We start from the raw sequence: 26190 nt of genomic DNA on the forward strand, positions 1-26190 counted from the left end.
ACACGCGCGTACGGCCAGGTGAGTCACGAAGTGCCGGGTGAGTCATGTGGAAGCGACTCACCCTGCACTTCGTGACTCACCTGCGTCCTGGATAGCCGCCGCGAACACCCGGGCCGACGCCTCGAGACCGTGCGCTCCGAGGTACGCGCCGCCGGGACGAACAGTGCCTTTCTGTCAGCGCACCTGCGGTTGAGCGACGAGGTCGCCATATCCGGTGCCCCACAGGCGGTCAGCCAGTTCATAGGCCGCGAGCGCCCAGGGTGCCAGTCGTTCACCCGGCTCGATGGCGAGGGGAGTGAAACGCACGAGCGCACCCATCGACGCCGGCCCGATCTCGAGCTGCCCCGTCGCCCCGGCCTCGTCGTCGACGACCTGGAGCGCGCCACGCACGTCATCGGTGACGAGCGCGTCGGGCCCCGGGTGACCGCAGACATGAACGGTGGTCGTCTTTGTGGCCTGCACGGCCTCCGTCGCCAGGTAGGCAGAGCCGATTCGCGCCGCGTCGCACGCCTCGACAACGAGGTCTTCGAACTGCGTCATCGCCAGAGGCAGCGTGCCGTGGATGAGCAAGTGCTGGTGCGTGTCGAGCAACGAGAACCGCTCGAGGCCCTTGCCGAGCGTTGAGATGCCGCCGCTGTGACGCGGATTGAGCTCATGGGGGATGAAACCCTCAGCGGTGAGGATGCCGTCGATGCCGAAGGAGCCGCGGTAGTGATGGCGCCGCGCGAGCACTTCGCCGACAGCGCGGGCGGTGGCGCGCATCTGATCGCGATCAGCCGGCGCCGGATCCCACCACGAAGAGATGCCCGCCTGACGAAAGCGATCGCTGCCGTGGGGCTGCAGCATCACGAGTTCCACCGGCCGGAGGACGGCAACGCCGTCGTCAGCGACCTGACCGTGGATGGAGCAGGGCACACCTTCGAGGTAGGGCATGAGACGCAGCCGCTCGGCATGGGGCGCGAGCGCTTCGTATGCGGCCGCGCCGTCGTCCGTGACGTGCCGCACCAGCACCGCGCCACCGTTGAGACCCTCGCTCGCGTCGGCCGACCAGACCGTTCCGACACCGCGATCGAGACGCGCGGCGGCCCCTCGCACCTCGTCGAGGCGTGCTGGGACGACCTCTTCGGGCGCATGCGGGACGCCTGCCGCCTCCCACAGCTCGCGGCTGAGCGTCTTGTCTTCCAACCGCTCCTGCGTCTCGCTGCGCGCGCCGTAGGTGCGTCGCTCGTAGAACGAATCAGCGCCGAGAGGGAGCGCGACGATGACGACAGCCCTCGCCTCGGGGTCGAACGCGTCGAGCACCGCGCCCACCCCGTCGTCTGACTCCCGCAGAAGGTGCTGCCAGGCGCGTACCTCATCGACCACGTCATGCACCGGGCTCATCGCCAAGCGGTGAACCGTGATCCGATCTGGCTCGGGCAGCGGGCCGGTGCCGTCGCCCCACGTGATCACGAGGATGCGCGCGGCACCGTTCTCGCGGGCCTGCACGACGTGACGGGTCGCGCTTGCCAGGACGGGTGCGAGGATGACGACCGGGCGCCCCTCGATGTCGTCACGCCGGCGCGCCGCGAGGTGCTTGCTCAGGCGCTGCAGAGGGTCCGGGCTGGTGTCCATACCCGATCGTAGGGCGGTTCGTGGCCACTGTTCGACCGATTTCCTCACGCGGCGCCATGGCCTGAGGCCGCGCAGCGCACCCCGCGATGGCATCCCGGCGCGGGCCACCCGCGCTGCGTGCCGGCACCACGGCAAGACGCCGTATGCGAGCGAGTCGAAGATTCGGGCGGAGGGTGAATCACCCCGCGCCGGGTCATGTCGTTCTATCGCACGCCCCGTAGGCTGGGGGCATGGCTATGAACACGGCGTTCGCCGTCCTTCCCGGCATGACGATCGACGAGCTTCCCAGCGGCATCCTCGACGCGACGACCGACTACGTCACGGGTGAGGAAGCCATCTCGAACGCCCTGCCGGCCGGTTACGTCGGCGCCTTCACGGCGCGCACGAACGACGAGCGCGACGCCGTCGTCCTCGTCGGCTACGAGCTGATGCTGCAGCCCGACCTCATCCCGGACATCGCCGACGAAGCCGTCACCGCCGTCTTCGCGGGCGGCTCGAAGACGTGGCTGCTCATCATCGACGCCGGCGAGTCGAGCCGCATGCTGTCGCTCGACGACGCGCAGATCACCGCCGAGGACGGCGAGCCCGTCGAGGGAGAGCCGACGTCCGTCATTGACGGTGACCCCGAGAAGACGCTCAAGAAGGCGGTCGGCGACCTCACAGGCGTCAGCCTCGACGCCGTCATCGCCGACAAGGGCCTGCTCGTCATCGTCGAGGACTGATGCTTCGGGTGGCCGCGCGAACCGACCGACCACGTCGACATCGCGTTGCCGGTGCCCACGCAGCGAGGCGGGTAACTCACGGGTAGGCGCGAAGTTCCGCGCCAACCCGTGAGTTACCCGCCACCGTGCGTCATTCGCCGCGTCAGTTGGCCCACTGGACACGAACCGGGAGCTTCTTCACCCCGTTGACGAAGTTCGAGCGCACGCGCTTGACGTCGCCGGCAAGCTCGATCGAGTCGATGCGCGGCAGCAGTTCTTCGAGCAGCAGACGAACCTCGAGGCGCGCGAGGTTGTTGCCGAGGCACAGGTGCGGTGAGCCCTTTCCGAACGTCATGTGATCGACGTTCTTGCGCGTCACGTCGATCTTGTACGGCTCGGGGAAGACGTCCTCGTCACGGTTGCCGGAAGCGAACCACATGACGACCTTGTCGCCGGCCTTGATCTGCTTGCCGCCGAGCTCGACGTCCTTCGTCGCCGTCCGACGGAAGTGGTAGACGGGCGACGCCCAGCGCAGCAGCTCCTCGAGGCCCGACTCGATGAGCGACGGGTCGTCCTTCATCGCCTTGAACTGATCGGGCTGCGCGATGAGGCCGAGCATGATCTGGCTGATCGCGTGACGCGTCGTCTCGTTGCCGGCGATGACGAGCAGCGAGAAGTAGTTGTTGAAGTCCTGGTCGGTGAGCGGAACCCCGTCCTCGGGCATCTTGTTCGCGAGGATCGAGACGAGGTCCTTGCCGTCGCCACCGACGCGCTTGTCGCGCAGGTCGCGGCCGTAGTCCCACACGTCCTGAACCGTCGGCGAACGGAACGGCAAGTGACGGTACTTCTCCGACTCAGGCGAGTCGAGCAGGTGCTCGGTGTAATCGGGGTCGGTGTTCGCGACCATCTCGTTACCCCACTGGATGAGCTGGCCTGTGTGCTCACGCGGCACGTCGAGCAGACGCGCGAGCACCTGGATCGGGAAGTCCGCGGAGATCTTCTCGACGAAGTCGAACTCGCCGTTCGGCGACGCCTTCTTCGCCTCGTCGACGGTGTTCTTCGTCAGCTCGCGCAGGAACGCCTCGTAGTTCTTCAGCAGGTTGCGCGGCGAGAACTCGCGCTGGATGAGCTTGCGCAGCGCGGCGTGACGGGCGCCGTCCGTCTCGAGGATGGAGCGGCGGAAATCCATGAGGTCGTCGTCGACGTCCTCGAGGTTGACGAACTGCTCCGACGTGAACGTCTCGGAATCCTTGTCGACGACCCAGATGTCGTCGTACTTCGTGACGGCCCAGAAGCCCTTGCCGTCGCTCTCCTCCGTCCAGTGCACCGGGTCGGCGTGACGCAGCGCGTCGAACTGCGCCCATCCCTCGTTGTCGCGGAAGCGGTCGATGTTGGACAAGTCGACGTCGGCGACGTCGAACGCGGCGTCGGCCTCGGGAGCTGCGCCCTGGTCGATGATGGTCATGTCGTCTCTCCTCGTTCAGCAGGAAAAGCGGGAAGGGTGCGCGAAGCGCCTGGTCGCGGGCGCGATCACAGGTGGTAGGTGTACTCGCGGAACTCCCAGTCGGTGATGAAGCTGTTGAAGCGCTCGATCTCGTTGCGCTTGTAGGCGAGGAACGTCGCGACGAACTGCTCGCCGAACACCTCACGCATCTCGGTGTCTGCCTCGAGCGCGTCGAGTGCGGCGCACAGCGACGACGGCAGCATCGGCGAACGTTCCGGGTCGTAGCCGTAGCCGACGAGCGGCTCGCCGGGGTCGATCTCGTCACGGATGCCGAGGTAGGCAGCGGCCAGCGTCGCCGCCGTCAGCAGGTACGGGTTGGCCGACGCGTCGCCGAGGCGCAGTTCGAGACGCGATGCGGAGCCGCGCTCCGGCGGGATGCGCACCATCGCGCTGCGGTTGTCGAGACCCCAGTCGATGAGCCACGGCGCGAGCGTGTCGGGCCCGAACCGCTTGTACGAGTTGATCGTCGGGTTCGCGAGCGCCGTCAGCGCCGGCGCATGCTTGAGGATGCCGCCGATCGCGTGGTGCGCGACCTTCGACAGGCCGTGCTCGCCGTTCGGGTCGTCGAACAGGTGGTTGCCGTCGGCGTCCTGCGTCGAGAAGTGCAGGTGGAAACCGGAACCACCCTCGTCGTTGAACGGCTTCGCCATGAACGTCGCGAGCTTGCCGCGCGCCCGCGCCATCTCCTTGACGGCGGCCTTGAAGCGGAACGCGCGGTCGGAGGCGTCCATCGCGTCGGAGTGCCACAGGTTGATCTCGAACTGGCCGCTCGAGAACTCGTGGTTCGCGGCGACGACCTCGATGTCGTACTCGCCGAGTTGACGCAGCGTCTGCAGCAGCACGTTCTCCGGGTCACCACGCAGGCCGCTGACGTAGACGTTGCCGCTCATCTCGCCGTAGCGCGACCAGCCGGAATCGGAGTTCTCGTCCTCCTGCAGCACGTAGAACTCGAGCTCGGGCCCGCAGATCGGCGTGCCGGCGATCGAGGAGAACTTCTCGATGACGTTCTTCAGCACGTAGCGCGGGCTCTCGGCTGACGGCGAGCCGTCGGGGTTGAAGACGTCGGCGATGACGTGTGCGACGCCCGGCTCCCACGGCACGCGCGTCAGCGTCTCGATGTCGGGGCGCGCGACGATGTCCGGCAGGCCGGCGGCGAGCCCACCCTCGATGTCGACGACGTCGCCCATCGGCGTCGTGCCGTAGACGCTGCGGCAGAACGCGACCCCGTGACCCGTCGTCCGCTCGAAGCGGTTCACGAGCAGGTCCTTGCTGCGGTCGGTGCCGATGATGTCGGAGTAGCCGAGGCGGATGACGTCGATGCCCTCCGACCGGCACTTCGCCATGGCCTCGGCCACGGCCCCCGGCTCGCTCGACTTGCTCCCTGAGTTCGTCATGCCTCGTCGCCTCTCACGCCGTTGTGAGCGAACCTCGACGGTTGCCGGGTCGGGGTGCGCACGTTTCGTTCGGGTCCGAACATACCGTGTGACTCACGCCACACAAACCCTCATGATCGGGTAGCCTAGCGTGTGTCGTACGGATACGAACGATTTACGGCGAAGGAACTTCGACGCCCTCGCCGCGCGCACACGCGCCGACACCGAAAGGGCTCTGCCATGAGCGAATCCCCCGAACTCAAGGGTTTCTTCTACCCGCGCACCGTCGGCGGCACGTCGGGCATCATCCCGTCACCGCCGTGGTACTACTCGGGCGACCTGCTCACCGTCGAGTACCGCACGAACCCCGAGCGCGTACGCGAACTGCTGCCCGAACCGCTGAAGCTCGCCGACGAGGACCCGGGCGCCGTCGCGCTCATCTGGGCCGACTGGCAGTCGTGCAGCTCGTCGCGCGAGGAGCTGCTCGACCCGGTGCGCGCGCAGTACAAGGAGGCGTTCGTCGTCGTGCGCTGCTCCTACGAGGGCCGCACGTTCAGCCGCTGCGTCTACATCTGGGTCGACAAGGACTTCGCCATCGGCCGCGGCCTGCACCAGGGCTACCCGAAGAAGCTCGGCTCGATGTGGCAGACGCGCCCGCACCCCTTCAGCCAGGGCGCGCCGCAGATCGCGGAGGGCGGAATGTTCGGCGCGACGCTCGCGGCGGGCGACCGTCGCCTCGCCGAGGCGGTGCTGACGCTGCGCGAACCGTCCGAGACGAACGGCTTCGTCAACGGCCACCCGATGGCCCACCACCGCATCTACCCCGACATCGCCCGCGGCTCCACGGGTGACGCCTACAGCGAGCTCATCTCATCCGGCGCGGCCGAGTTCGAGGGCGGGCAGGCGTGGCGTGGTGACGTCGATCTGCGCCTGTTCGAATCGCCCACGGAGGAACTCGCCGCCCTGGAGGTCGACGAGATCATCGGCGGCTACTACCGGCAGATCGGCGTCGTCTGGAACGGCGGCGAGACGCTTGAACGTCTCGTGTGAGCCAGGCGGACGCGAAGGGCGGCAGCCTGCGTCGCAGATGAGTTCGTGGACACACGGCACGCAGCGTCACGCCGCCGACCCACCCCACCCCGGACGGGTGTAGTGTGAGGTGGGTCACTACGAGAGGGGAAGGGATGCGGCACAAATCCCGTCCACGGGGTTGCGCCTGCGGGTGCGGCCCCGGCTGCGTCCACGCTCGGCTCGCCGACGCGATCCCCCTCGTCAGTTCGCTGTTGAGCGCGACGGCACGCGACGAGGGTCTCGTCATCGCCATCGCGGACCGCGAGGCACGCCTGCACTACGTCGACGGAGACTCCCGCGCCCGCAGCCGCGCCGAGAGCATCGGCTTCACCGCGGGGGCGAACTGGTCGGAGGCGCAGGTCGGCACGAACGCGCCGGGCCGAGCTGTGGCCCGCGGCGAGGCGGTCTCGATCCATCGCGAGGAGCACACGCGCCCGGACGTCCACCCGTTCAGCTGCTCCGCGGCGCCGCTCGTCGACCCCGTCACCGGCGAGGTGCTCGGCGCTCTCGACGTGACGGGAGGTGACGCTGCGGCAGACCGGCGCACCCTCGCACTCGTGCAGGCCACCGCGGCCGCGGCCGCTCGTGAACTTCGCCTCGCCGGGGTGCCGGTCGCCCCTCCACCGCACACGAGCGCGCGGCTGCGTCTCGTCCACCACGGCCGCCCCTGCATCGAAACGGGTACGGCCACCCACGCACTCACCGACCGCCACGCCGAACTCCTCGCGACACTCGCGCTCGAACCCCAAGGCCTCAGCGCCGACGAGATCGGGGCCCTCGTCTACCCGGACGGCACGCCGCCCGCCACCATCCGCGGCGAGTTGCTGCGGCTTCGTCGACGGCTCGACACGATTCCCGGCGCGCCGAACCTCGAAAGCCGCCCCTACCGCCTCACGGGGCCACTGCTCATTGATGCCGTCCAGGTCACGGAGCATCTGCGTCGCGGCGAGCACGACGAAGCCCTCGAGCTGTATCGCGGAGCCTCGCTGACGCGCAGCGAGGCGGAGCCCGTCGTCGACCTGCTGCGTTCGACGTCCGGGTCGCTACGCGAAGCGATGCTCAGTGACGCCACTCCCGAGACCCTTCTGCGCTACCTCGACCTGCCCGAGGCCGCCGATGACGTCGAGTCGTGGCACATGGCACTCACCGTCCTGCCACCGCGCGCGCCACAGCGGGCCATCGTTCTCACGCATCTCGAACAGCTCGACACTCGTCTGCGCCAGGCGAACTGACGCGCGCAGAGCGCGTTGCACGGGCAGTGCAACGTTGATGCAACGCAGCCCTTCGTAACGTGACGCACATCACGCAACCCCGCGTCACATCCCGCGGGCTCAGGGAAAGGAAGCTGCGATGACGGTCTACGCCAACCCGGGAACCGAGGGCTCCAAGGTCGAGTTCAAGAAGCGCTACGAGCACTTCATCGGCGGCGAATGGGTCGCGCCGAAGAAGGGGCAGTACTTCGAGAACCCCACCCCGGTCACCGGCAAGACGTTCTGCGAGGTGGGCCGCGGCACCGCCGAGGACATCGAGGCCGCCCTCGACGCGGCATGGGCGGCGGCACCGACGTGGAACAAGACCTCGCCCGCGGAGCGGGCACTCATCCTCAACCGGATCGCCGACCGGATGGAGGAGAACCTCGAGAAGATCGCCGTCGCGGAGACGTGGGACAACGGCAAGCCGGTGCGCGAGACGCTCAACGCCGACATCCCCCTCGCGATCGACCACTTCCGCTACTTCGCCGGCGCCATCCGCGCGCAGGAAGGCAGCCTCTCGCAGATCGACGAGGACACCGTCGCTTACCACTTCCACGAGCCGCTCGGCGTCGTCGGGCAGATCATTCCGTGGAACTTCCCCATCCTCATGGCCGTGTGGAAGCTCGCGCCGGCGCTCGCGGCCGGCAACTGCGTCGTCCTCAAGCCCGCCGAGCAGACGCCCGCGTCGATCATGGTGCTCATCGAACTGATCGAGGACCTCATCCCCGCCGGTGTCGTCAACGTCGTCAACGGGTTCGGCGTCGAGGCCGGAGCGCCGCTCGCGTCGAACAAGCGCATCCGCAAGATCGCGTTCACGGGTGAGACGACGACCGGTCGCCTCATCATGCAGTACGCCTCGGAGAACCTCATCCCGGTGACCCTCGAACTCGGCGGCAAGAGCCCCAACATCTTCTTCGAGGACATCGCGCAGGCGGACGACGCGTTCTACGACAAGGCGCAGGAGGGCTTCACCCTCTTCGCCCTCAACCAGGGCGAGGTGTGCACCTGCCCGTCGCGCGCGCTCGTCCAGGAGTCGATCTACGAGCAGTTCATGGCCGACGTCGTCGAACGCACGAAGAAGATCAAGGCCGGCAACCCGCTCGATGACTCGACGATGATCGGCGCGCAGGCCTCGAACGACCAGTTGCAGAAGATCCTTTCCTACCTCGACATCGGCAAGAAGGAGGGCGCGAAGGTGCTCACCGGTGGTCGGCAGGCCGAGTTGGACGGCGATCTGGGTGGCGGTTTCTACGTCGAGCCGACCATCTTCGAGGGCACGAACAACATGCGGATCTTCCAGGAGGAGATCTTCGGGCCGGTCGTGTCCGTGGCGAAGTTCGGTACGTACGACGAGGCGCTGAAGATCGCGAACGACACCCTCTACGGCCTCGGCGCCGGTGTGTGGTCCCGCAACGGCAACACCGCCTACCGCGCGGGCCGCGACATCCAGGCGGGCCGCGTGTGGGTGAACAACTACCACAACTACCCGGCACACGCCGCGTTCGGCGGCTACAAGAGCTCCGGCATCGGGCGGGAGAACCACCTCATGATGCTCGACCACTACCAGCAGACGAAGAACCTCCTCGTCTCCTACTCGGAGAACAAGCTCGGCTTCTTCTGAGCCGACCCGCATCACGGATCAGATCGCAACCACACGAAGGGAAGAGTCATGAGCACCATGCAAGCTGCAGTCGTGGACGTCTTCGGCGAAGACCTGAACGTCAAGGATGTGGAACTGCCGGAACCCGGGCCGGGTCAAGCGCTCGTCAAGCTGATCGCATCGGGTGTGTGCCACACCGACCTGCACGCCAAGGACGGTGACTGGCCGGTCAAGCCCGAACCGCCGTTCATCCCCGGCCACGAGGGAGTCGGCGTCGTCGAGAAACTCGGCGAGGGCGTCACCGAACTCGCCGTCGGCGACATGGTGGGCAACGCCTGGCTCGCCTCCGCGTGCGGCACGTGTGAACACTGCCGCAACGGCTGGGAGACGCTGTGCGAGGAGCAGACCAACGGCGGGTACAGCGTCAACGGCTCGTTCGGGCAGTACATGCTCGTCGACGCCACGTTCGCCGCTCGCATCCCCGAGGGCGCGGACCCCCACGAGATCGCTCCCGTGCTGTGCGCCGGCGTCACCGTGTACAAAGGTCTGAAGGTGACGGAGGTGCGCCCCGGGCAGTGGGTCGTCATCTCCGGCATCGGCGGGCTGGGGCACATCGCCGTCCAGTACGCCAAGGCCATGGGCATGCGGATCGTCGCCGTGGACGTCGCCGACGACAAGTTGGAGCTCGCGAAGAAGCACGGCGCGGAGGTCACGGTGAACGCCGCGGTCGAGGACCCGACGCAGGCCGTCCTCGACGCCACAGGCGGTGGCGCCCACGGCGTCCTCGTCACGGCGGTGCACCCCAAGGCGTTCGGCCAGGCCATCGGCATGGCGCGTCGCGGGGGAACCATCGTGTTCAACGGTCTTCCTCCGGGTGATTTCCCGGCGCCGATCTTCGACGTCGTCCTCAAGGGCCTGACGATCCGCGGATCGATCGTCGGCACCCGGCAGGACATGGTCGAGGCTCTCGACTTCTACGCCCGAGGCCTCATCCACCCGACGTTCAGCAAGCGGAACCTCGACGACATCAACGCGGTGTTCGACGAGATGCACCACGGCAAGATCGACGGGCGCGTCGTCATCGACTACACGACGGAGCGCGAGGACAAGTGATGAACCTCGAGTCACGAGCCGGTGTGGCCGGAGAGACCGTCAGCCGGGTCGCCCTGACGCCGGACGCCGTCGCTCTGCTGCACCAGCTCGTGGCCGAGCACGGTCGTCTCATGTTCCACCAGTCCGGCGGGTGCTGTGACGGGTCGACCCCGATGTGTTACCCGGCAGGGCAGTTCCGCACGGGTCAGGCCGACGTCCTGCTCGGCACGTTCACGCTCCCGGACGTGGCAGGCGACGATGCCGAGTTGGAGTTCTGGATGAGCCGGGAACAGTTCGAGACGTGGAAGCACACTCACCTCACCGTCGACGCCATCGACGGACGGGGCGGCGGCTTCTCCCTCGAGGCGCCCGAGGGCAAACGCTTCCTCATTCGCTCCGATCTGATGTGAGAGAACCTCGCGCGGCCGGGGGCACGGTGGACGTCATCCACGTCTGTTCGGATCCGAAAGATAATGTGGGCTGATGCCGAGTCATCACACGCTGCTCGAGACCGAGACCCTGGCCTCGAGCAAGCTGGCCGACGCGAAGATCGATGTTGCCGCCATGCACGCCGTCAGCAGCATCCACCGCGCGGCGAACGCATCGCGCAACCACATGACGAACACCGTCCTGCGTCCGCACGAGCTGTCGTGGACGGGTTTCGTCGTGCTGTGGAGCGTGTGGATCTACGGCGAACCCGAGACGCGCGAGGTCGCCGAGAGCGCCGGCATCAGCAAGGCGACGCTGTCGGGCGTCGTCAAGACCCTCTCAGCCCGGGGATGGCTCAAGCGCACCCAGTCGTCGAGTGACAAGCGGTTCGCGCACCTGTCACTGACGCCCGCCGGGATGACGCTCATGGAGGAGCTGTTCCCCCAGTTCAACTCCGGCGAACAGCAACTCGTCGCCGACCTGACGCCCGACGAACTCACCGTCCTGACGAAGGCACTCCGCAAGGTCGTGACGACGGCCGAAGGCCTCGGCGCCCACACGTCCGTCTGACGTCCACCCGAGGCCCGCCCGGCGCAGCGTGGCCGATGATGTGACGCCTACCAGTCAACCCGCCCGATCGAGGAGAACCATGCCGTTGCGCCCCGTCACCACGTGGACGCTCGAGATGCCCGAGCGCCCGCACACCACGCCGCGTGGCCACTGCGTCAGCACCCCGACGGCCGACGCCCCCGACGTCGCATCCGGCCCGCATGACGACATGGCGAGCCGTCCTGAGGACGTTCGGATCGACCTGGTGCCGAACCCGAGCCCCGAGTTTGCCCGCTACCTCTACGCCGTCGTCGGCGGGCCGTGGACGTGGACCGACCGCCTCGGCTGGACGCGCGAGCAGTGGCTCGCCGACCTCGGCGTCACCGGCACCGAGACCTACGTCGCGTACGTCGGCGGCGAACCGGCGGGCTACGTGCAGATCCAGCCGACACCGGTCGGCGCGGCGGAGGCGCGTGGTCGAGCGAGCGTCGAGATTCGCTACTTCGGACTCGTCGAGACCGCCATCGGACGGGGCCTCGGCCGCACGCTGCTGGCCCATGGCATCGACGCAGCCTGGACGCTCGCCGAGCGTCATAAGGCGCCGGCGACGCAACGCGTCTGGGTTCACACGTGCAGCCTCGACGGCCCGGCGGCGCTGCGAAACTACGAGCGACGCGGCTTCGTCGTCATCGACGAGACGACGGAACTCATGGACTACCCCGCACAGCCCCTCGGCGCCTGGCGTTCCGCCGGCGGGCCCGCGTGAGCAGGGCCCGGCCGGCATGCCCCCTCTGAAGTACGCCCGAGGCGAGTGAGTGGCTCCGCACTCAGACTCTGCGCAAATGCACCCGGGTGCACTTGTGCCTAGGTGAACTGCCCCCCGGGCCGAGGTGAACGCGAGACGCCGACGGCCCCGTCGGCGCCTGGCTCTTGGCTCGCGTCCCCGGAAACACAGCGTGAAGAACCGGGGTCAGTGTGCGTGGGCTCAGGCGTGACGAGCGCGCTCGACGAGATCGCTGAGCAGCCGCAGTTGTTGCACGTCGGCGTCGAAAGTGCGTCGCGCTCAGGCGTGACGGGCGCGTTCGACGAGGTCGCTGAACAATCGCAGTTGCTGCGCATCGGTGTCGAAGGTGTCCTCCGGGTGCCATTGCACCGCGACGATGCTGGCCCCCGCGCCCACAAGGCCTGACTCGCGCTCGCTCGCCGAGGTGCTTGCCGCCACAGCGTCGGTCGTCGGGTCGAGTTCGACGGCTTCCGTCGTCCCGTCATCGGCACGCGCGACGACCCGCCAGCCGGGCGCGACGTCCCGTAGGCACTGGTGGTGGTAGCAGCTGGCCTTGACGCTCGACCCGCCGAGCACCTGCGCGAGGCGAGACGACGGGTCGAGCTCGACGTCCTCGACGCGATGACGGTGCGCCGACACGCCGAGCTCGTCGTCCATGTCGAAGTGCAACGTGCCCCCCAAGGCCACGTTGAGCAACTGCATGCCACGACAGATCGCGAGCACCGGCACGGCCCGTCCGACGATGACGCGCGCGAGTGCGAAGTCGAACGCGTCCTGTTCGACGTCGACGTCGTAGTGGGTGTCGTGCATCGCTTCGCCTGTCCAGACGGGCGAGATGTCGCCACCACCGGGCAGGAGGATGCCATCGGCGAAGGCCACGCGTTCGGCGACCTGGTCGACGAACGCGTCTGGAATACCGGCGAATCCACGCGTTGGGTCGACGAGTGCGTCGGGAGCCCCGCGCTCGGTGCCGTCATCGCCCCCAGCGGTCATCGGCTCGGCGATCGGGGCAACGGGGTGGATGACGACCGGCTCGCCCCCCGCCGCCCAGACGGCGTCCATGAGCGCGCGCGCCATGACATCTGCGCCGTAGCGCAGAGCTGACGCGGACGCGGAGAACCGCGCCGGCATCGCGATGATGGGTCGACTCACGCCGTCACCCGCCTAGTCGTCATCGTCATCGTCATCACCTCAAAGTTCTCCCACGTGGTGCGTTTCGACACCACGTGGGGAGATTTCGCCACGAACAACTCCTACATCGTGCGTATCAACACCGAGTGGGACATCATTCCGCGCCGCCCCCGCCGGTCGTGTCGCACCGAGCGGTGCGGCTGAGCCTGCGAAGCCACACCGCCGGAAGACGCGCCGGAAGGCGCGGGCATCACGGCTGCGGAGGCATCGGCTTTCGGATACCGCGGAACTCCCAGTCGCCACCCTGGGCGGCGGAGAGGACTTCCTCCGACTCGGTGACCTGCGCGCCGACGTCGGTGCGGATGGGCGTCGGGCCCGTCACGATGTGGTTGCGCAGCGTGCCGAGGCCTTCGACCTCGACCTCGACGACGTCACCGGGGTACACCGTCCGCGAGATGGCGGGCGTGCCGGACAGCAGCAGGTCGCCGGGCTGCAGCGTGATGGTGCGGGCGATGTCGGCGACGAGGTAGTGCATGTTCCACTCCATCTCGTCGGTCGTGCCGTCCTGCTTCACCTCACCGTTGACGAGGGTGCGGATGCGCTTGCCGCGGAAATCCCAGCCCTCGATGACGCCGGGGCCGACGGGGCAGAGCGTGTCGGCACCCTTGACGCGCAGCATCGAACCGGAGTCGGTGTCGCGGAAGTCGTGCAGGCCGTAGTCGTTGGCGACGGTGTAGCCGCGGATGTAGTCGCCGGCCTCGTCGGGCGAGATGTTGCGGCACGTCTTGCCGATGACGATGGCGATCTCGCCCTCGTAGTTGAGCCACTTGCAACCCTCGGGGCGCACGACGGCACCCTCGTGCGTGTTGAGCGCGGAGACGGGCTTGTGGAAGTACGTCGGCGCCTTCGGCAGCGTCGTCATCATCTCGTCGACGCGGCTGCGGTAGTTGAGGTGCACGCAGACAATCTTGCTCGGCGTCACGGGCGGCAGGTGCGTCGCGTCGGCGATGGCGACGCGACGACCGTCGCCGGCGACGAGGTCGTCACCGTCGACGACGACGTCGACGGGGTTGCCGTCCAGCAGGATGCGGCGGGTTTCGCGCAGGGTCATCGGGTTCTCCTCGTGGGGTGGATCGGGATCAAGGTCAAGGTCGGCGGACAGCCGACGCCCTCAGCCCGCGGCCGGGACGTCGGGAATGTGTTGCGGGCCCGCCTCAGCAGCCGCCGAGGCAGCCTTCTGACGCAAGACGTCGTCGTCGATGACGGTGCGGTGCGGCGCGGGGAAGCCACCGTCGGGCTGGTCGAACCACAGGTGCACCTGGCCAGTACCGACGGAGTTCTCGTACTCGCCGTACTGACGCGACGGGGCGGTGCAGTCGCCTTCGCCGAGGGCACCGATCATCATGAGGTAGTGCCCGAATCGTGCTTCGGGCTTGTACCGGTAGAACTCGTCCATCGTGTCGAGGACGCGCGCGTGATCGCCGTTCGCGAACCATTCCATGCGCTGCAGGTCGGCCTGGCACGCCTCCTGCGAGAAGATGTGCTCGCTGCTGGCGGCCTCGTGGTCGCGCAGCTTGCGCAGCGGCCAGAACGTGTGGCTGAGCGCGCCGGAGGCGATGAGCAGCACCTTGCGGTCGCTCTCGCGGATGGCGTCACCGAGCGCGCGGCCGAGGCGCAGGTTGTCCTCCGTGTCGGCTGTTTGGCACACGCCGATGGAGATCCACTTCTTGTCGTCGAGGCCCTTGCCGAGGTACTCCCACATGTTCGTCGTCGCGTAGAAGATCGGCAGCGAGTGGTCGTCGATCGCGGTGATCCACGTGCCGTGCTCGTCGGCCTTGCTCGCGATGAGGTGCGCGAGCTCCGGGTCGCCGGGGAAGTCGTAGTGACGGCGCGTCATGCCGCGCGGCAACTCCTCCGACGTGAACAGCCCCGAGCGGCGATCCTGCGCCGTGACGACGAACTCGACGGTCGTCGCCCAGTGGCTGTCGAGTACGACGACGGTGTCGTAGTCGAGCACGTCGAACACCTCGCGCCGCAACTGCTGGAGCCCGGCGACGAGCGTCGTGTCCTCGCCGTTGTTGAGGCTGCGCCGCACGTCCTCGGGCAGCATGATCGTCGGCACGTGCGCCAGCAGACCGGCGCCTACCACTTCACCCATGTCCGTCTCCTTCGTTCATCGTCGTTTCTCGTCATTGACCTGCCCCAAGGCCCGCCATCCTTTGCGTGCACGTGCACCCAGGTGCCCCGCACGCAAAAGATGTGCGGCGGGCACCTGCGAGCAGTGCCGCACAATTTCTCGGCCATTCAGTTGTTCAGCGACTCGATCGTTCAGTTGCTCGGCGCGAAGACGGAGTTCTTCACGTCGCAGTAGAAGTCGAAGCTCCAGATGCCGCCCTCGCGGCCGATACCGGACTGGCCGCTGCCACCGAACGGCGCGCCGAGGTCGCGGACGAAGAAGCAGTTGACCCAGACGGTGCCCGCGCGCAGTTGCGCCGAAACGCTTTCTGCCCGCTCGGGGTCCGACGTCACGAGCGTCGCGGCGAGCCCGAAGCGCGTGTCGTTCGCCATCGCGACGCCGGCCTCGTCGCCGTCGAACGTCTCGATCGTGAGGACGGGGCCGAAGACCTCCTCGGTGAGGATCTCCGAGCCTGCGGGGCAGTCGGCGAGGATCGTCGGCGAGTAGAACAAGCCGCCCAGCTCGTCGTTCGGCCCCCCGCCCATGAGGACGCGCGCACCGTCCGCCTTGGCGCGCTGGACGAAACCGTCGACGGTCTCGAAGTGCTTGCGCGTGATGAGTGCGGAGACGTCGCTCGTCAGGTCGCGCGGGTCACCCTGCTTGAGCGTGCGAGCCTTGTCGAGCACACGCTGCGTGAACTCCTCGGCGATCTTGGCGTCGACGAGCAGACGCGCGCCCTTGAGACAGACCTGCCCGGCGTTGTCGAACTGCTCGACGGCGATGTCGACGGCCAGATCCATGTCGGCGTCGTCGAGCACGAGCAGCGGCGACTTGCCGCCCAGCTCGAACGACAACGGGACGATGTTCGGCGCGGCCGCAGCAGCTATGACGCCGGCCGTCGGGACGGAGCCGGTTAAGCACAGCCGGTTGATGCCGGGGTGACGCGTCAGCGGGGCGCCCGCGTCGACGCCGGTGCCCTGCACGACGTTGAACACACCGTCGGGCAGGCCAGCGTCACGCATGATGTCGGCGAGCAGCGACGCCGTCAGCGGCGCCCACTCCGGCGGCTTGACGACGACGGTGTTGCCCGCCGCGAGCGCCGGGCCGATGCGCCAGGTCGCGAGCATGAGCGGCGCGTTCCACGGCGTGATGATGGCGACGACGCCGGCCGGGTCGTACGTGATGCGTTCGCGATGGCCGCGCCCGGGCACCGTCATGTCCGGGTGGGCGAGGTCGTTCTCGAGGTAGTCGGCGAAGAAGCGGAAGTTCATCGCGACGCGCGGCATGACGCCGCGAAGGTGGCTACGCAGCAGCGCGCCGTTGTCGCGCGTCTCGACGTGCGCGAGCTCCTCGACGCGCGCCTCGACGCCGTCGGCGACGTTGCGCAGCAGCGCCGCGCGCTCCGCGACCGGCATGCCGGCCCATGCCGGAAAGGCCTTGCGCGCAGCAGCGACGGCAGCGTCGACCTCGGCCTCGGCGCCTGCGCTGATCTCGCCGATGACGCTCTCGTCGATCGGGGAGACGTCGGTGAACGTCGCACCGTCAGCGCTGGCGACGCGCTCGCCACCGATCCAGTGACGCGTATCGACCTCGACCCCCTCGACGGTGATCTTCTCGGGCTGCGGCGCGGTGACCATGACGCTCCTCGCAAGGTTGGCTGGTGCGGTGATGCGCATCACACTACCAATCGTTCGGGCCCAAACGGACATCGTGCGGCGAGATGAAATCGTCATCTGATCCTCGTGTGTCTCAGATCACATCATGGGTTACCGTGACCCCCGAGGCGAGATCGTTCGCCCCCGAACGAAAGGCCCGGCATGGCAACTCCCACGTCGTCTCCCGACATGAGTCCGCGCGCGGATTCCGACATCCCACACACCGAGCATCGCCTGCGTTCCGGACGCCTCGGGGTCATCGCGATCGCGTTCATCGTCGTCTCCGCCGCCGCGCCCCTGACGGCGATGGCCGGCGGCGCGCCCGTCGCGATGCTCGTCGGCAACGGGCGAGGCATTCCGTTCGCGTACCTCATCGTCAGCGCCATGCTGCTGCTGTTCGCCGTCGGCTACACCGCGATGGCACGTCACCACACGAGCACGGGCGCGTTCTACGCGTACGTGGCGCGCGGCCTCGGCCAGCATGCCGGCGGCGCTGCGGCGTGGATCGCGCTGCTCGGTTACAACGCCATGCAGATCGGCCTCTACGGCCTCTTCGGCTCGGCCACCGCCAGCTTCTGCGCGGACAACCTCGGCTTCGACCCGCCGTGGTGGGCGTGCGCGTTCGTCGCGTGGGCCGTCATCGCGCTGCTCGGCTACCGCCAGGTCGATCTGTCCGTCAAGGTGCTCGGCGTCCTCGTCGCCGCGGAATTCCTCATCGTCCTCCTGCTCGACGGCGCCATCATCGGCAAGGGTGGGGAGGGCGGCCACGGCGGTGTCGCATCGCACCTGGCCTGGGATTCGTTCAGCTTCGACGCCCTGACAAGCGGTTCGCTCGCCATCGCACTGCTGTTCAACTCGGCGAGCTACATCGGGTTCGAGTCGACGACGATCTACTCGGAGGAGGCGAAGGATCCGCGTCGCACCGTGCCGCGCGCGACGTACCTCGCCGTCGCCGTCATCGGTGTCTTCTACTCGATCACGACGTTCCTCATGGTGAGCGCGCAGGGCGGTTCGACGCTCGTCGAGCACCTCGGCGGCCTCAAGCCGGACCCGACGGTCTTCCTCTTCGAACTGGGCGACACCTACCTCGGTTCGAGCGCGACGAAGGTGATGTCGCTGCTGTTCGCGACATCCGTCTTCGCGGCGCTGCTCGCGTTCCACAACGCCGTCGCGCGCTACCTGTTCGCCCTCGGACGCGAGGGGCTCGTGCCCGCCCGCCTCGGCCACACGCACACGGTGCACCTGTCGCCGCACATGGGCTCGATCAGCCAGACGGTGCTCGCCGCCGTCGTCCTGACGATCTTCGTCGTCACCGACAAGGATCCCGTGCTCGCCCTGTTCACCTGGCTGACGCAGCTCGGCACGCTCGCCATCCTGTTCCTCATGGCGTTCGCGTCGCTCGCCGTGGTCGTGTTCTTCGCGAAGTACCGGGGCGCACGAGGCAAGGCCGCAGCCGACGACGCGGTGACGGGTGACGTCGCCACCGCCGGCACCGGCCTCGGCGGGCTCTGGCGCACCCTCGTCGCGCCCGCGCTCTCGGCCGTGTTCATGGGCGGCGTCGCTGCGTATGCCGCATCGCAGTTCGGCAACCTCATCGGAGACCCGAACAGCGCCCTCGCGTGGCAGCTGCCCGCGCTCATCGGCGTCGCCGTCGTCATCGGTGTCATCTCGTCGTTCGTCCTCAAGGCCCGCGCGCCGCAGCAGTGGGCGCTCATGGGCATGGACCGCGTCAAGACGACCGACGGCGCAACAGAGATCGACGGGACGTCGGCGGCACCGACGCCCTGAACGACCCGCGACGCAGCGCGCCCACCTCGTCACTCGATGGGGTGGGCGCGCTGCGTTCTGAGGCGCCCGGTTCGAGCGCGACGGACGTCAGTTCAGCTGCCAGATGACGGCTTCGTCCGCCTCGGCTGCCTTGGCGTAGAACTCGCGCAGCTCGGCGTCGTAGGGCATGACGTACACGTCGAGCACGTCGTCCTCGTCCCAGATATCCGGGTAGATCTCGTCGCGCGTGAACTTCTTCGCGTCGTAGCCCTTGCGCAGGATGCTCGGCGTGATGCGGCCCATCGCGGCGGCGATCGCCGTCACACGCGCGGGCGTCACGTGGCCGACGACGACATCCTCGGAGTCAGGCACCCGCCCCTCCGAGATCGGGCTCGGAGCGTGCGCCTGCTTGTAGAGGCGCTCGAGCGCATGCCAGGCCTTGTCGACATCGAGCATGCGCTCGTCGTCGAACTTCTCGAGCGTCTCGAGCGCCTGCAGGGGCGCGTCACCCGTCGACGTGAGGTCAGTGACGAGTCGCTGCGCCTCGGTATCGTCCATGCGGTAGGCCGTCCAGATCATTCCCATGGGCCCGACGGTACTGCCCACGCCCCCCGCGTGTCAGCGCCGCCGTCAGCCGCGGCTGGCAGACTGGGGGCGAACACGGCACGCCCGGGCGCCCCGGGCCCTTCGAAAGGCTGACGATGTCGCACGAGATCACCTGGAAGTCCGTCCACGACGAGCGCGAGTCGCTGCTCGAGGATCTCGCGGGGCTGAGTGACGCACAGTGGCGAGCCCCGTCGCTGTGCGAGGACTGGAGCGTGCAGCAGGTTGTCGCGCACCTCGCGTCGTCGGCGCGCACGTCGAAGGCGAGCGCCGCGAAGCAGATGCTGACGCACAAGGGCAACGTCCAGGCCGTCATCGACGCCGGCGTTGCGCGTTTCTCTGGTGGCACACCCGCCGAGACGCTCGAGGCCTTCCGCGAGTCGATGCACGAGCGCGTGGCGCCGTTCTCCGCGGAGGCCGCGCTCGGCGAGGTCGTCGTGCACGCCGAGGACATCCGCCGCGCGCTCGACATCGAACACACCTACCCCGCCGAGACGCTGCGTCAGCTCGCCGACCACTACAAGGACGCGGGCCTCGGCATGGGCGCGGGCGACCGCATCAAGGGTCTGCACCTCATGGCCACCGACCAGAAGTGGGAGACGGGCAAGGGCGACGTCGTCTCGGGGCCGATCATCGCGCTCATCATGACGATGCTCGGACGCACCGCCTACCTCGACGACCTGTCCGGCGACGGCGTCGAGACGTACCGCGCGCGCCTGACGCGCTGACGCTCCCCCGTGTTGCCCGGGATTCGAGGCGCGGGTGCCTCGGTTCCCGGGCAACATCGGGCGGTGGACCCATGACACATCTCATGGGTGATTCGTGACGGTCGGCCGCGTGAGGCGACGAACGGCGCGCCGAGACTGGAGTCATGAACGCCTCATCGAACTCCACGGCTCAGAAGTTGCTCGCGATCTCCGGCTCGTTGGCGCTCATCGTGTTTCTCGTGCTCGGCTTCGCCTTCCACGCGTGGCCGATCGCGTGGGTGGCCTTCCTCGTACCGGGGATGATCCGGACGTGGATGGCAGTCGAGGCCCCGGAGAAACAGCACGGTTACGGCATCGGCGCGGACGATGAATCCAAGCCGTACCCCTACTCCGACGACCCTGGGGCTGCGCCGCCGGCGCCGCGTCAGTAGCGCGACGTCGTCGGCGTGCCGGCCTGCGGCATGAGTGGGCGCGCCGCGCTCTCGGGGACGATCTGCTTGCCCAGCGGGAACAGTGCGAGCGGGATCATCTTGAGGTTCGCCCAGGCGAGGGGCAGACCGATGATCGTGACGGCGAGGGCGATGGCTGTGCCGATGTGCGCGATGGCGATCCAGATGCCCGCGAGCACGAACCAGATGATGTTGCCGATCATCGACCCGACGCCCGCTGTCGGCTTGTCGACGTACGTGCGCCCGAACGGCCACACGGCGAAGTTGGCGATGCGGAACGACGCGACGCCGAACGGGATCGTCACGATGAGAATGCACATGATGAGCCCGGCGAGCATGTAGCTCAACCACAACCACACCCCGGCGAACACGAACCAGATGATGTTGAGCAACGTCTTCATTGTTCTCCCCGTGTCGTCGAACCCGGGTGGTGTCGATACGACCTCCACAGCCTATCCAGATGACCTGAATCGCTCCTGGGTCGCCTCACATGCCACCTCAGCAGGGTGCGCCAGACGTGTTCGAGGCAGGCCGTCGCCAGACGGCGGGTGTCGACGTCGTCACCGCGACGAGGCCCGCACGCTGCAGGATGGGGCGCGAGTACTCGGTGCAGTCGACCTGCAGCAGCGCCTTTCCGCGCGTCTTGGCCGCTCGGGCGCGCTGCGCCGCGAGCACACGATAGAGGCCTCGCCCGCGATGACGTTCGTCGCACGCGCCACCCCACAGGGCCGCGAAGTCGGTGTCGTCCACGAAATCGACCCGCCCCGAGCACACGATGTCGCCTGCCGAGTCGCGCACGAACCACATCTCGAAGCTTTCCGGATCGCGCCTCATGCGCTCGACGAGTTCGTCGCCCTGACGTCGGCTGCGCTCGGGGGAATCGCCGAAGACGCGCCCGGCGAGGCCTTCGGCGTCACGCATCGCCTGCTCGGTGGTGGCGCGTTCGAGCGTGTACCCGGCGGGCAGGCCCTCGTCGGCGGCGATGACGTCGTCGACCGACCCGACCATGACCGTCTCGGGCTCTTCCAGTTCGAATCCGCGCGCCTCGAGCCGCTGGAGCAGCCGCGGCAGGACGTCGTGGCCGCGCGTCTTCCATTCGAAGTGGTCGACGCGCTCGTCGGCCTCGAAATGGCTGACGACGGCGTCGATGAGTTCGTCGAGCCCGCCATCCATGACGAACGGGTCGTAGGTGACGAATCCGCGCCGCCGGCCCGGGAACGTCGCAGCGAACACCGGGCCGATCGGCGTCACCTCGTCGGCGTCGGCCACCTCCGCCCGACCGCGCAGCTGAGAGTCGTACAGGTCGCGAAACGCCTCAGGGTTCATGGGGTGAATCTCGCAGCCCGGCGCCCCACGCCACAACTGAATTTCTCGACCGACGCGTCGTGTAGATCGCTTTGAGCTGCTCGCGCCCCACCCGGTATCCGCCAGGTGGGGCGTGAGAAGCGTGACCAGCTCGTGTCGCACCGAGCGGATGGGGTGAGCTTGTGAACCCCTTCCGCCGGAAGAAACAGCGATCGCGCCTGGGAAGCCGGAAGACGCTCTGTGTAATTGTGGTGGCAGTTGATGCGTTCCTGTTCGATGACGGGTTCGCCAGCCCATTCGCTGTACTGGCGGACGACGCGGTCCATCATTTCTTCGCGGTTGAGCAGGGCGAAGTGCTGTGCCCACTCGAGTTCGCGGATGCCGGAGTGCCGCAGCATCCCGAGGACACGAGCGCAGCGAGGCCCGCAGGGCTGCGTCGCGGCGCGACCGGGAGTAGGCGTCGAACTGGGGTGTGCCCTGGACGAGGTATGCGAGGTCGCGGTCGGGCAGGTCGATCCAGTTCGTCGCGCAGTAGTCGGTCGCCGTCTTGATGTGGTGCTGGGCGATCTTGTTGCCGACGCCGCGCGAACCGGAGTGCAGGAACAGCCAGACGCGGTCGTCCTCGTCGAGGGAGATCTCGATGAAGTGGTTGCCCGAGCCCAGCGAGCCGAGCTGTAGCGTCCAGTTCTTCGCGTACGTCGCGGGGTCGAACCCGGCGTCGGCGGCCATGGCGCTGAGTTCGTCGAGGCGCGTGCGCGTGTGGTCGCGGCTGATCGTGCGGTTCACTCCCCCGGCCGACAGCGGGATGGCGCGCTCGATCGCCTGACGTACGGGCGCACGGTCGACGGGCAGGTCGGTGGCGGTGTGCTGCGTGCGCACCGCGATCATGCCGCAGCCGATGTCGACGCCGACGGCGGCGGGTATGACGGAGTGCCGCAGCAACCCGAGGACATGAGCGCAGCGAGGCCCGCAGGGCTGCGTCGCGGCGCGACCTAAGACATCGCGCCGAGCGTCGGGATGACGGAGCCGACGGTGGCGCCGCGACCGAGGTGAGCGTCGGGCATGAGCGCGAGGTGCGGGAAGATGAATGGCATCGACGCCGTCGTCAGGGCCTGTTCGCGGGTCGATTCCTCGAGGATCGAGGCCCAGTTGTACAGCTTCGCGTTGATTCGCTCCATGGTGTTCTCCTTGCGTGTTCGCCTGCGCCGCATGGAGATACGGAGCAGACGTCAGGTCGTTCGGGCCGAGGGTTCGTCCGATGCCGGCGGCTTCGGGGGGCCCTGCGACGCAGATGCTTCGGGTGCGGTGAGGCGCGCGCTGCCTGCGTCGTCGACGTCCGCAGGCTTTGTTGCCGTCAAGGTGTAGGTCGCGGCGAGCCGCGCGGGATTCTCGGCGAGTTGCCACTCGTTCGGTTCGATCTCGACCATCTGGCCGGGCAGGGCGTTCCACGGGACGCTCTGGTGCTCGACCAGCCCGTCGAGTCGGAGCCCGGCCTTCAGCAGCGCCGTGACGACCTCGCCGAGCCCGTGATTCCATTCGTGCGTGACGTTCGCGGTGAACTCGTGGTCGGTCTCGACGTAGGTGCCGCCGTCGTCGAACACGAGTGGTTGCTCCTGCTCGAAGTAGGGGAACTCCACGGCAGGGGTGGTGAATTCGTCATCGCGCAGGGTGCGTTTCGCGGTGGCTGGGTGGTCGCCCATCGCCCAAAGCATCGGGTGGCCTTCGCGGATGAACAGTCGCCCGCCGGGCTTGAGCAGCGCCGCGACGACCTGGGCCCAGCGTTCGATGCTGGGCAGCCAACACAGCGCGCCGATGCCGGTGTAGACGAGGTCGAACTGCCTGCCGCCCAGGGCTTCCGGCGCCGAGTAGACGTCGGATTCGACGTACTCGATGTCGCCGTGTCCGGCTGCAGCGGCGATGCGCCGGGCCTCTTCCAACGACTTCGGCGACAGGTCGACACCCGTGACGCGCTGCGCGCCAAGCCGTTTCAGCGACAACGTGTCGGTGCCGATGTGGCACTGGAGGTGGACGACGTCGAGCCCGTCGAGCGATCCGAGCCCCGGCGCACGCTCCACGTCGAACCGGACGACACGGCTGATGGCGTCGGGGTGGTCGATGAAGTGCTGCACCGAATAGTCGGGGCTCGCGGCATGGGCGACGGCACGGTCATCCCAGTTGGCCTTGTTGACGTGCAGGTACTGCTCACTACCAGCCGTCGCCGTCGGCGACGTGGCTGCGGTCGAGAGCTGCGTGTCGTTCATGACGTCGAGTCTGCCGTGACCTGACGAACCACGCCACCGATTTCTTCGTCATGGTCAACCGCAGCGGGCCCACTTATGCAACGTCGCACCGTGATGATGTCGGCGCCGAGATGGGGCCGCTCGAGATGCTGTCGAGCTGGGGCGCACGCATCCTCGCGATCGACATCCCCCGCGTCAGCGAGCGCCTCGAGAAGATGGCGCGCGACGGTGCGGGCCACGTCAGCCTGCCGACGAAGGACGGCGAGACGGGCGCCGACATCACGCGCGACACCGCGGCCGTCGCTGCGTGGATCGACGAGCAGGCGGGTGACGACACCGTCGTCCTCGGCATGCACGCCTATGCCGATTCGGGCATGCACATCCGCCTGACGCTCGCCGCCGACCTCATCGCCACCTGGCTGCAGGAGCGCCGCCCGACGACGGTGCTCGCCTATCTCGCGACGCCGACCGACGCGTTCGTCGTACCCCAGGAGATCATCGACGCCGCCCGCTCGAGGTGGTCACGCCACGGCAGCAAGGGTTTCGCGAAGCGCGCGCTGCGCACCGCGTCACGCGGCCAACTGTTCACCGAGCCCTACCCGAAGGGCTCGCGCGTCACCGACTGCATCATCGCCCAGCAGGGCCCCAACTACGCCGTCGCGAAGCGCCTGCAGCGCTGGCGCGCCGTCGCCTCGGAGGCTGACGGGCGCCGCGTCTCGTTCAACGTCGCACCCGCGACGTTCACCCGGTCGGTGACGAAGAACACCGCCCTCAAGGCCGCCTACGCCGGCGCGCACCACTTCGGTGTCGAGGTCTTCGCCGCCGAGACGAGCCGCGCGCTCATGGCGGCGCTGCTCGTCCACGACGTCATGCGTGACGACCTCGCCCCCGGCGCCGCGCCTCAGCGCGCCCACGCCGAAGAACTCTTCAGCGACGGCGCCGCACACGGTGGCTTGTGGCGCACGGCCTGGGCACCCCGCTCGGCCCTCGGCGTCGCGGCCGCTCTCGGCGCCCCCAAGGCGCTGCGCCGCAAGGCATAGCGACACACGTCTCGCCCGCCCGTCATATCGCCTCCTCGCGACCGCCGTCCGAGGGGGCGATGCGCGTTACGCTCGAAAGAGGGGAACACACGATTGCTCGAGCACCCCACGCAACCTGCGTGGGGGTCCACGCGTCCTCATACCGAGACCATCGTTCACGGAGAGGGGAAGTCGATGTCTGCGCCAGCCTTCATGTGCCCACACGCGCACCGCGTCACGACCTCCGCAACCGACGCCATGTCCACCCGCGGCCATGCCGGGAAGCCCAGCACAGCTGCCGGCATCCTCGCGCGCCACACCGCGAGCGAATGGATCGGCACGCAGGGCGAACAGCTGCGCCTGCGCGTCGTCGTCGAACATGTCACCGCCGCGCGACGCACGTTCAACTACGTGCTGCGCGTCGAGGGCACGAACGATCTCCTCGAGTGGTCGACTCAGCGCCGTTACGGCATCACCGAGGGTGAACGACTCGCCCTGTCCGGCCTCGTCAAGGCCCACACCACCCGCGACGCCACGCGCGTCACGGTGCTCCGCGACTGCTTCAACCCCTTGAGGATGACGTGATCTCCCTCCCCGTGACCATTCCGCGCATCGTGCGCGGCCAAGACCGCAAAGACGCCGACCAGCGCTACTCCGGCGTCGCCGCCGGCCCCGCCGAACGAGGCTCCGGCACGACGACGTCCGTCTCGTTCCTCGCCGACGTGGGCACCACCGTCGACGTCATCGCCCGCGTCGCCGGCACCACCCCGCCACGTGACGGCGACACCGCCGACGTCGTGCGCCACTGCTTCCGAACCGTCGACGACGGCCTCGCCCTGTGCTGCCCGCTGCCCGCCACCGAGCACCTGCGCCTCGGCTCCGTCATCCGCGTGCGCGGCGACGTCACCGAGCAGCGCACCCAGGGCAGCAACCACGTCACCGAGATCCGAGCCGAGGAGCTCGACCTGCTCGGCTGACGCCGCCCTTCCACTGACGGGCCACGCGCGAACCTGACGGCCCGCCTCGTCCGCGCGGCTCGACCACGCTAGCCGGTGGGGCCACGCGCGAGAAATCTCGCACCCCCACCCGACCGTCCCGACACAGCACCCACCACACACCACGAACGCCGGTGGGTGCCACCCGAGATTCGGGTGGCACCCACCGGCGT

25 protein-coding genes and 1 pseudogene are annotated in these 26190 nt (G+C 68.3%); 14 read left to right on the forward strand and 12 right to left on the reverse strand.

Going from position 1 to position 26190, the window contains the following annotated elements; genetic code table 11:
* Positions 1-174: 174 nt before the first annotated feature.
* Entirely contained in the window at positions 175-1614 is a 1440-nt protein-coding gene (locus tag HMPREF0321_RS15125) for a hypothetical protein (protein WP_006947069.1), read from the reverse strand.
* Positions 1615-1844: 230 nt separating this feature from the next.
* Between HMPREF0321_RS15125 and HMPREF0321_RS13170 the strand changes: the two genes are divergently transcribed.
* Positions 1845-2336: a hypothetical protein gene (locus tag HMPREF0321_RS13170; protein ID WP_131940319.1), complete on the forward strand. Its 492-nt coding sequence runs from the start codon at positions 1845-1847 to the stop codon at positions 2334-2336.
* Between the two features lie 142 nt (positions 2337-2478).
* On the opposite strand, the gene HMPREF0321_RS13175 is transcribed toward HMPREF0321_RS13170, so the two are convergent.
* Positions 2479-3780, reverse strand: a complete 1302-nt coding sequence (locus HMPREF0321_RS13175; RefSeq protein ID WP_006947078.1) for a cytochrome P450 — start codon at positions 3778-3780, stop codon at positions 2479-2481.
* Between the two features lie 65 nt (positions 3781-3845).
* Positions 3846-5213 (reverse strand): glutamine synthetase family protein, encoded by a 1368-nt coding sequence (locus HMPREF0321_RS13180; protein ID WP_006947071.1) that lies wholly within the window; start codon positions 5211-5213, stop codon positions 3846-3848.
* A gap of 219 nt (positions 5214-5432) precedes the next feature.
* On the opposite strand from HMPREF0321_RS13180, the gene HMPREF0321_RS13185 reads away from it, so the two are divergent.
* The 7 genes from HMPREF0321_RS13185 to HMPREF0321_RS13215 all read left to right on the forward strand — a co-directional run bounded on the left by HMPREF0321_RS13185 (position 5433) and on the right by HMPREF0321_RS13215 (position 11952).
* Complete coding sequence (locus HMPREF0321_RS13185; RefSeq protein WP_006946947.1) at positions 5433-6242, forward strand: acetoacetate decarboxylase family protein; 810 nt, start codon at positions 5433-5435, stop codon at positions 6240-6242.
* A 233-nt stretch (positions 6243-6475) separates the two neighbouring features.
* The gene (locus HMPREF0321_RS13190; RefSeq protein ID WP_050786604.1) at positions 6476-7495 is read left to right on the forward strand and encodes a GAF domain-containing protein; all 1020 of its coding nucleotides are present in this window, start codon (positions 6476-6478) and stop codon (positions 7493-7495) included.
* Between the two features lie 118 nt (positions 7496-7613).
* The gene (adh, locus tag HMPREF0321_RS13195; protein WP_006946923.1) at positions 7614-9137 is read left to right on the forward strand and encodes an aldehyde dehydrogenase; all 1524 of its coding nucleotides are present in this window, start codon (positions 7614-7616) and stop codon (positions 9135-9137) included.
* A 48-nt stretch (positions 9138-9185) separates the two neighbouring features.
* Positions 9186-10229 carry an alcohol dehydrogenase AdhP gene (gene adhP, locus HMPREF0321_RS13200; RefSeq protein ID WP_006947064.1) on the forward strand — a complete coding sequence of 348 codons (1044 nt, stop codon included), beginning with the start codon at positions 9186-9188 and terminating at the stop codon, positions 10227-10229.
* Positions 10229-10618 (forward strand): DUF779 domain-containing protein, encoded by a 390-nt coding sequence (locus HMPREF0321_RS13205; RefSeq protein ID WP_006946990.1) that lies wholly within the window; start codon positions 10229-10231, stop codon positions 10616-10618. Before adhP ends, HMPREF0321_RS13205 begins: the two co-directional genes overlap by 1 nt.
* 73 nt (positions 10619-10691) lie before the next feature.
* A complete protein-coding gene (locus HMPREF0321_RS13210) occupies positions 10692-11207 on the forward strand; it encodes a MarR family winged helix-turn-helix transcriptional regulator (RefSeq protein WP_006946992.1) in 516 nt (171 codons plus the stop codon).
* Between the two features lie 79 nt (positions 11208-11286).
* Entirely contained in the window at positions 11287-11952 is a 666-nt protein-coding gene (locus tag HMPREF0321_RS13215) for a GNAT family N-acetyltransferase (RefSeq protein WP_006946994.1), read from the forward strand.
* Between the two features lie 297 nt (positions 11953-12249).
* Here HMPREF0321_RS13215 and HMPREF0321_RS13220 read toward each other — a convergent pair whose 3' ends face one another.
* The 4 genes from HMPREF0321_RS13220 to HMPREF0321_RS13235 all read right to left on the reverse strand — a co-directional run bounded on the left by HMPREF0321_RS13220 (position 12250) and on the right by HMPREF0321_RS13235 (position 16914).
* Positions 12250-13122 carry a gamma-glutamyl-gamma-aminobutyrate hydrolase family protein gene (locus HMPREF0321_RS13220; RefSeq protein WP_006947107.1) on the reverse strand — a complete coding sequence of 291 codons (873 nt, stop codon included), beginning with the start codon at positions 13120-13122 and terminating at the stop codon, positions 12250-12252.
* 229 nt (positions 13123-13351) lie between these two features.
* Positions 13352-14212, reverse strand: coding sequence for a fumarylacetoacetate hydrolase family protein (locus HMPREF0321_RS13225; RefSeq protein WP_006946978.1), 861 nt, complete (start codon positions 14210-14212; stop codon positions 13352-13354).
* Between the two features lie 60 nt (positions 14213-14272).
* Positions 14273-15259, reverse strand: a complete 987-nt coding sequence (locus HMPREF0321_RS13230) for a 3,4-dihydroxyphenylacetate 2,3-dioxygenase (protein ID WP_006946967.1) — start codon at positions 15257-15259, stop codon at positions 14273-14275.
* Positions 15260-15429: 170 nt separating this feature from the next.
* Positions 15430-16914, reverse strand: coding sequence for an aldehyde dehydrogenase (locus HMPREF0321_RS13235; protein ID WP_040015095.1), 1485 nt, complete (start codon positions 16912-16914; stop codon positions 15430-15432).
* 207 nt (positions 16915-17121) lie between these two features.
* Between HMPREF0321_RS13235 and HMPREF0321_RS13240 the strand changes: the two genes are divergently transcribed.
* Positions 17122-18720, forward strand: coding sequence for an APC family permease (locus HMPREF0321_RS13240; RefSeq protein ID WP_139023671.1), 1599 nt, complete (start codon positions 17122-17124; stop codon positions 18718-18720).
* 87 nt (positions 18721-18807) lie between these two features.
* Here HMPREF0321_RS13240 and HMPREF0321_RS13245 read toward each other — a convergent pair whose 3' ends face one another.
* Complete coding sequence (locus HMPREF0321_RS13245; RefSeq protein ID WP_083803280.1) at positions 18808-19284, reverse strand: YfbM family protein; 477 nt, start codon at positions 19282-19284, stop codon at positions 18808-18810.
* Between the two features lie 116 nt (positions 19285-19400).
* Here HMPREF0321_RS13245 and HMPREF0321_RS13250 point away from each other — a divergent pair, with 116 nt between their 5' ends.
* Positions 19401-20030 (forward strand): maleylpyruvate isomerase family mycothiol-dependent enzyme, encoded by a 630-nt coding sequence (locus HMPREF0321_RS13250; RefSeq protein WP_006947091.1) that lies wholly within the window; start codon positions 19401-19403, stop codon positions 20028-20030.
* A gap of 143 nt (positions 20031-20173) precedes the next feature.
* Positions 20174-20440 (forward strand): hypothetical protein, encoded by a 267-nt coding sequence (locus HMPREF0321_RS13255; protein ID WP_006947106.1) that lies wholly within the window; start codon positions 20174-20176, stop codon positions 20438-20440.
* Here HMPREF0321_RS13255 and HMPREF0321_RS13260 read toward each other — a convergent pair.
* The 4 genes and pseudogenes from HMPREF0321_RS13260 to HMPREF0321_RS13275 form a co-directional block, all read right to left on the reverse strand.
* Complete coding sequence (locus tag HMPREF0321_RS13260; protein WP_006946995.1) at positions 20434-20859, reverse strand: YccF domain-containing protein; 426 nt, start codon at positions 20857-20859, stop codon at positions 20434-20436. The genes HMPREF0321_RS13255 and HMPREF0321_RS13260 overlap by 7 nt on opposite strands.
* A 97-nt stretch (positions 20860-20956) precedes the next feature.
* On the reverse strand, positions 20957-21784 hold the full coding sequence (locus HMPREF0321_RS13265) for a hypothetical protein (protein WP_040015055.1): 828 nt from the start codon (positions 21782-21784) through the stop codon (positions 20957-20959).
* A 212-nt stretch (positions 21785-21996) separates the two neighbouring features.
* Positions 21997-22941: pseudogene (locus tag HMPREF0321_RS15705) on the reverse strand (RtcB family protein); the annotation flags it as partial.
* Positions 22942-22992: 51 nt separating this feature from the next.
* On the reverse strand, positions 22993-24024 hold the full coding sequence (locus HMPREF0321_RS13275) for a bifunctional 2-polyprenyl-6-hydroxyphenol methylase/3-demethylubiquinol 3-O-methyltransferase UbiG (protein ID WP_006947024.1): 1032 nt from the start codon (positions 24022-24024) through the stop codon (positions 22993-22995).
* 110 nt (positions 24025-24134) lie between these two features.
* On the opposite strand from HMPREF0321_RS13275, the gene HMPREF0321_RS13280 reads away from it, so the two are divergent.
* The 3 genes from HMPREF0321_RS13280 to HMPREF0321_RS16205 all read left to right on the forward strand — a co-directional run bounded on the left by HMPREF0321_RS13280 (position 24135) and on the right by HMPREF0321_RS16205 (position 25999).
* Positions 24135-25043 (forward strand): hypothetical protein, encoded by a 909-nt coding sequence (locus HMPREF0321_RS13280; protein ID WP_050786606.1) that lies wholly within the window; start codon positions 24135-24137, stop codon positions 25041-25043.
* A 174-nt stretch (positions 25044-25217) separates the two neighbouring features.
* Positions 25218-25607 (forward strand): hypothetical protein, encoded by a 390-nt coding sequence (locus HMPREF0321_RS16200; protein ID WP_006946935.1) that lies wholly within the window; start codon positions 25218-25220, stop codon positions 25605-25607.
* Positions 25604-25999: a hypothetical protein gene (locus HMPREF0321_RS16205; RefSeq protein WP_040015057.1), complete on the forward strand. Its 396-nt coding sequence runs from the start codon at positions 25604-25606 to the stop codon at positions 25997-25999. The genes HMPREF0321_RS16200 and HMPREF0321_RS16205 overlap by 4 nt, the downstream gene beginning before the upstream one ends.
* The last annotated feature ends 191 nt before the right edge of the window (positions 26000-26190 follow it).

This window comes from Dermacoccus sp. Ellin185 (assembly GCF_000152185.1).
In the GTDB taxonomy this organism is placed as follows: Bacteria; Actinomycetota; Actinomycetes; order Actinomycetales; family Dermatophilaceae; genus Dermacoccus; species Dermacoccus nishinomiyaensis.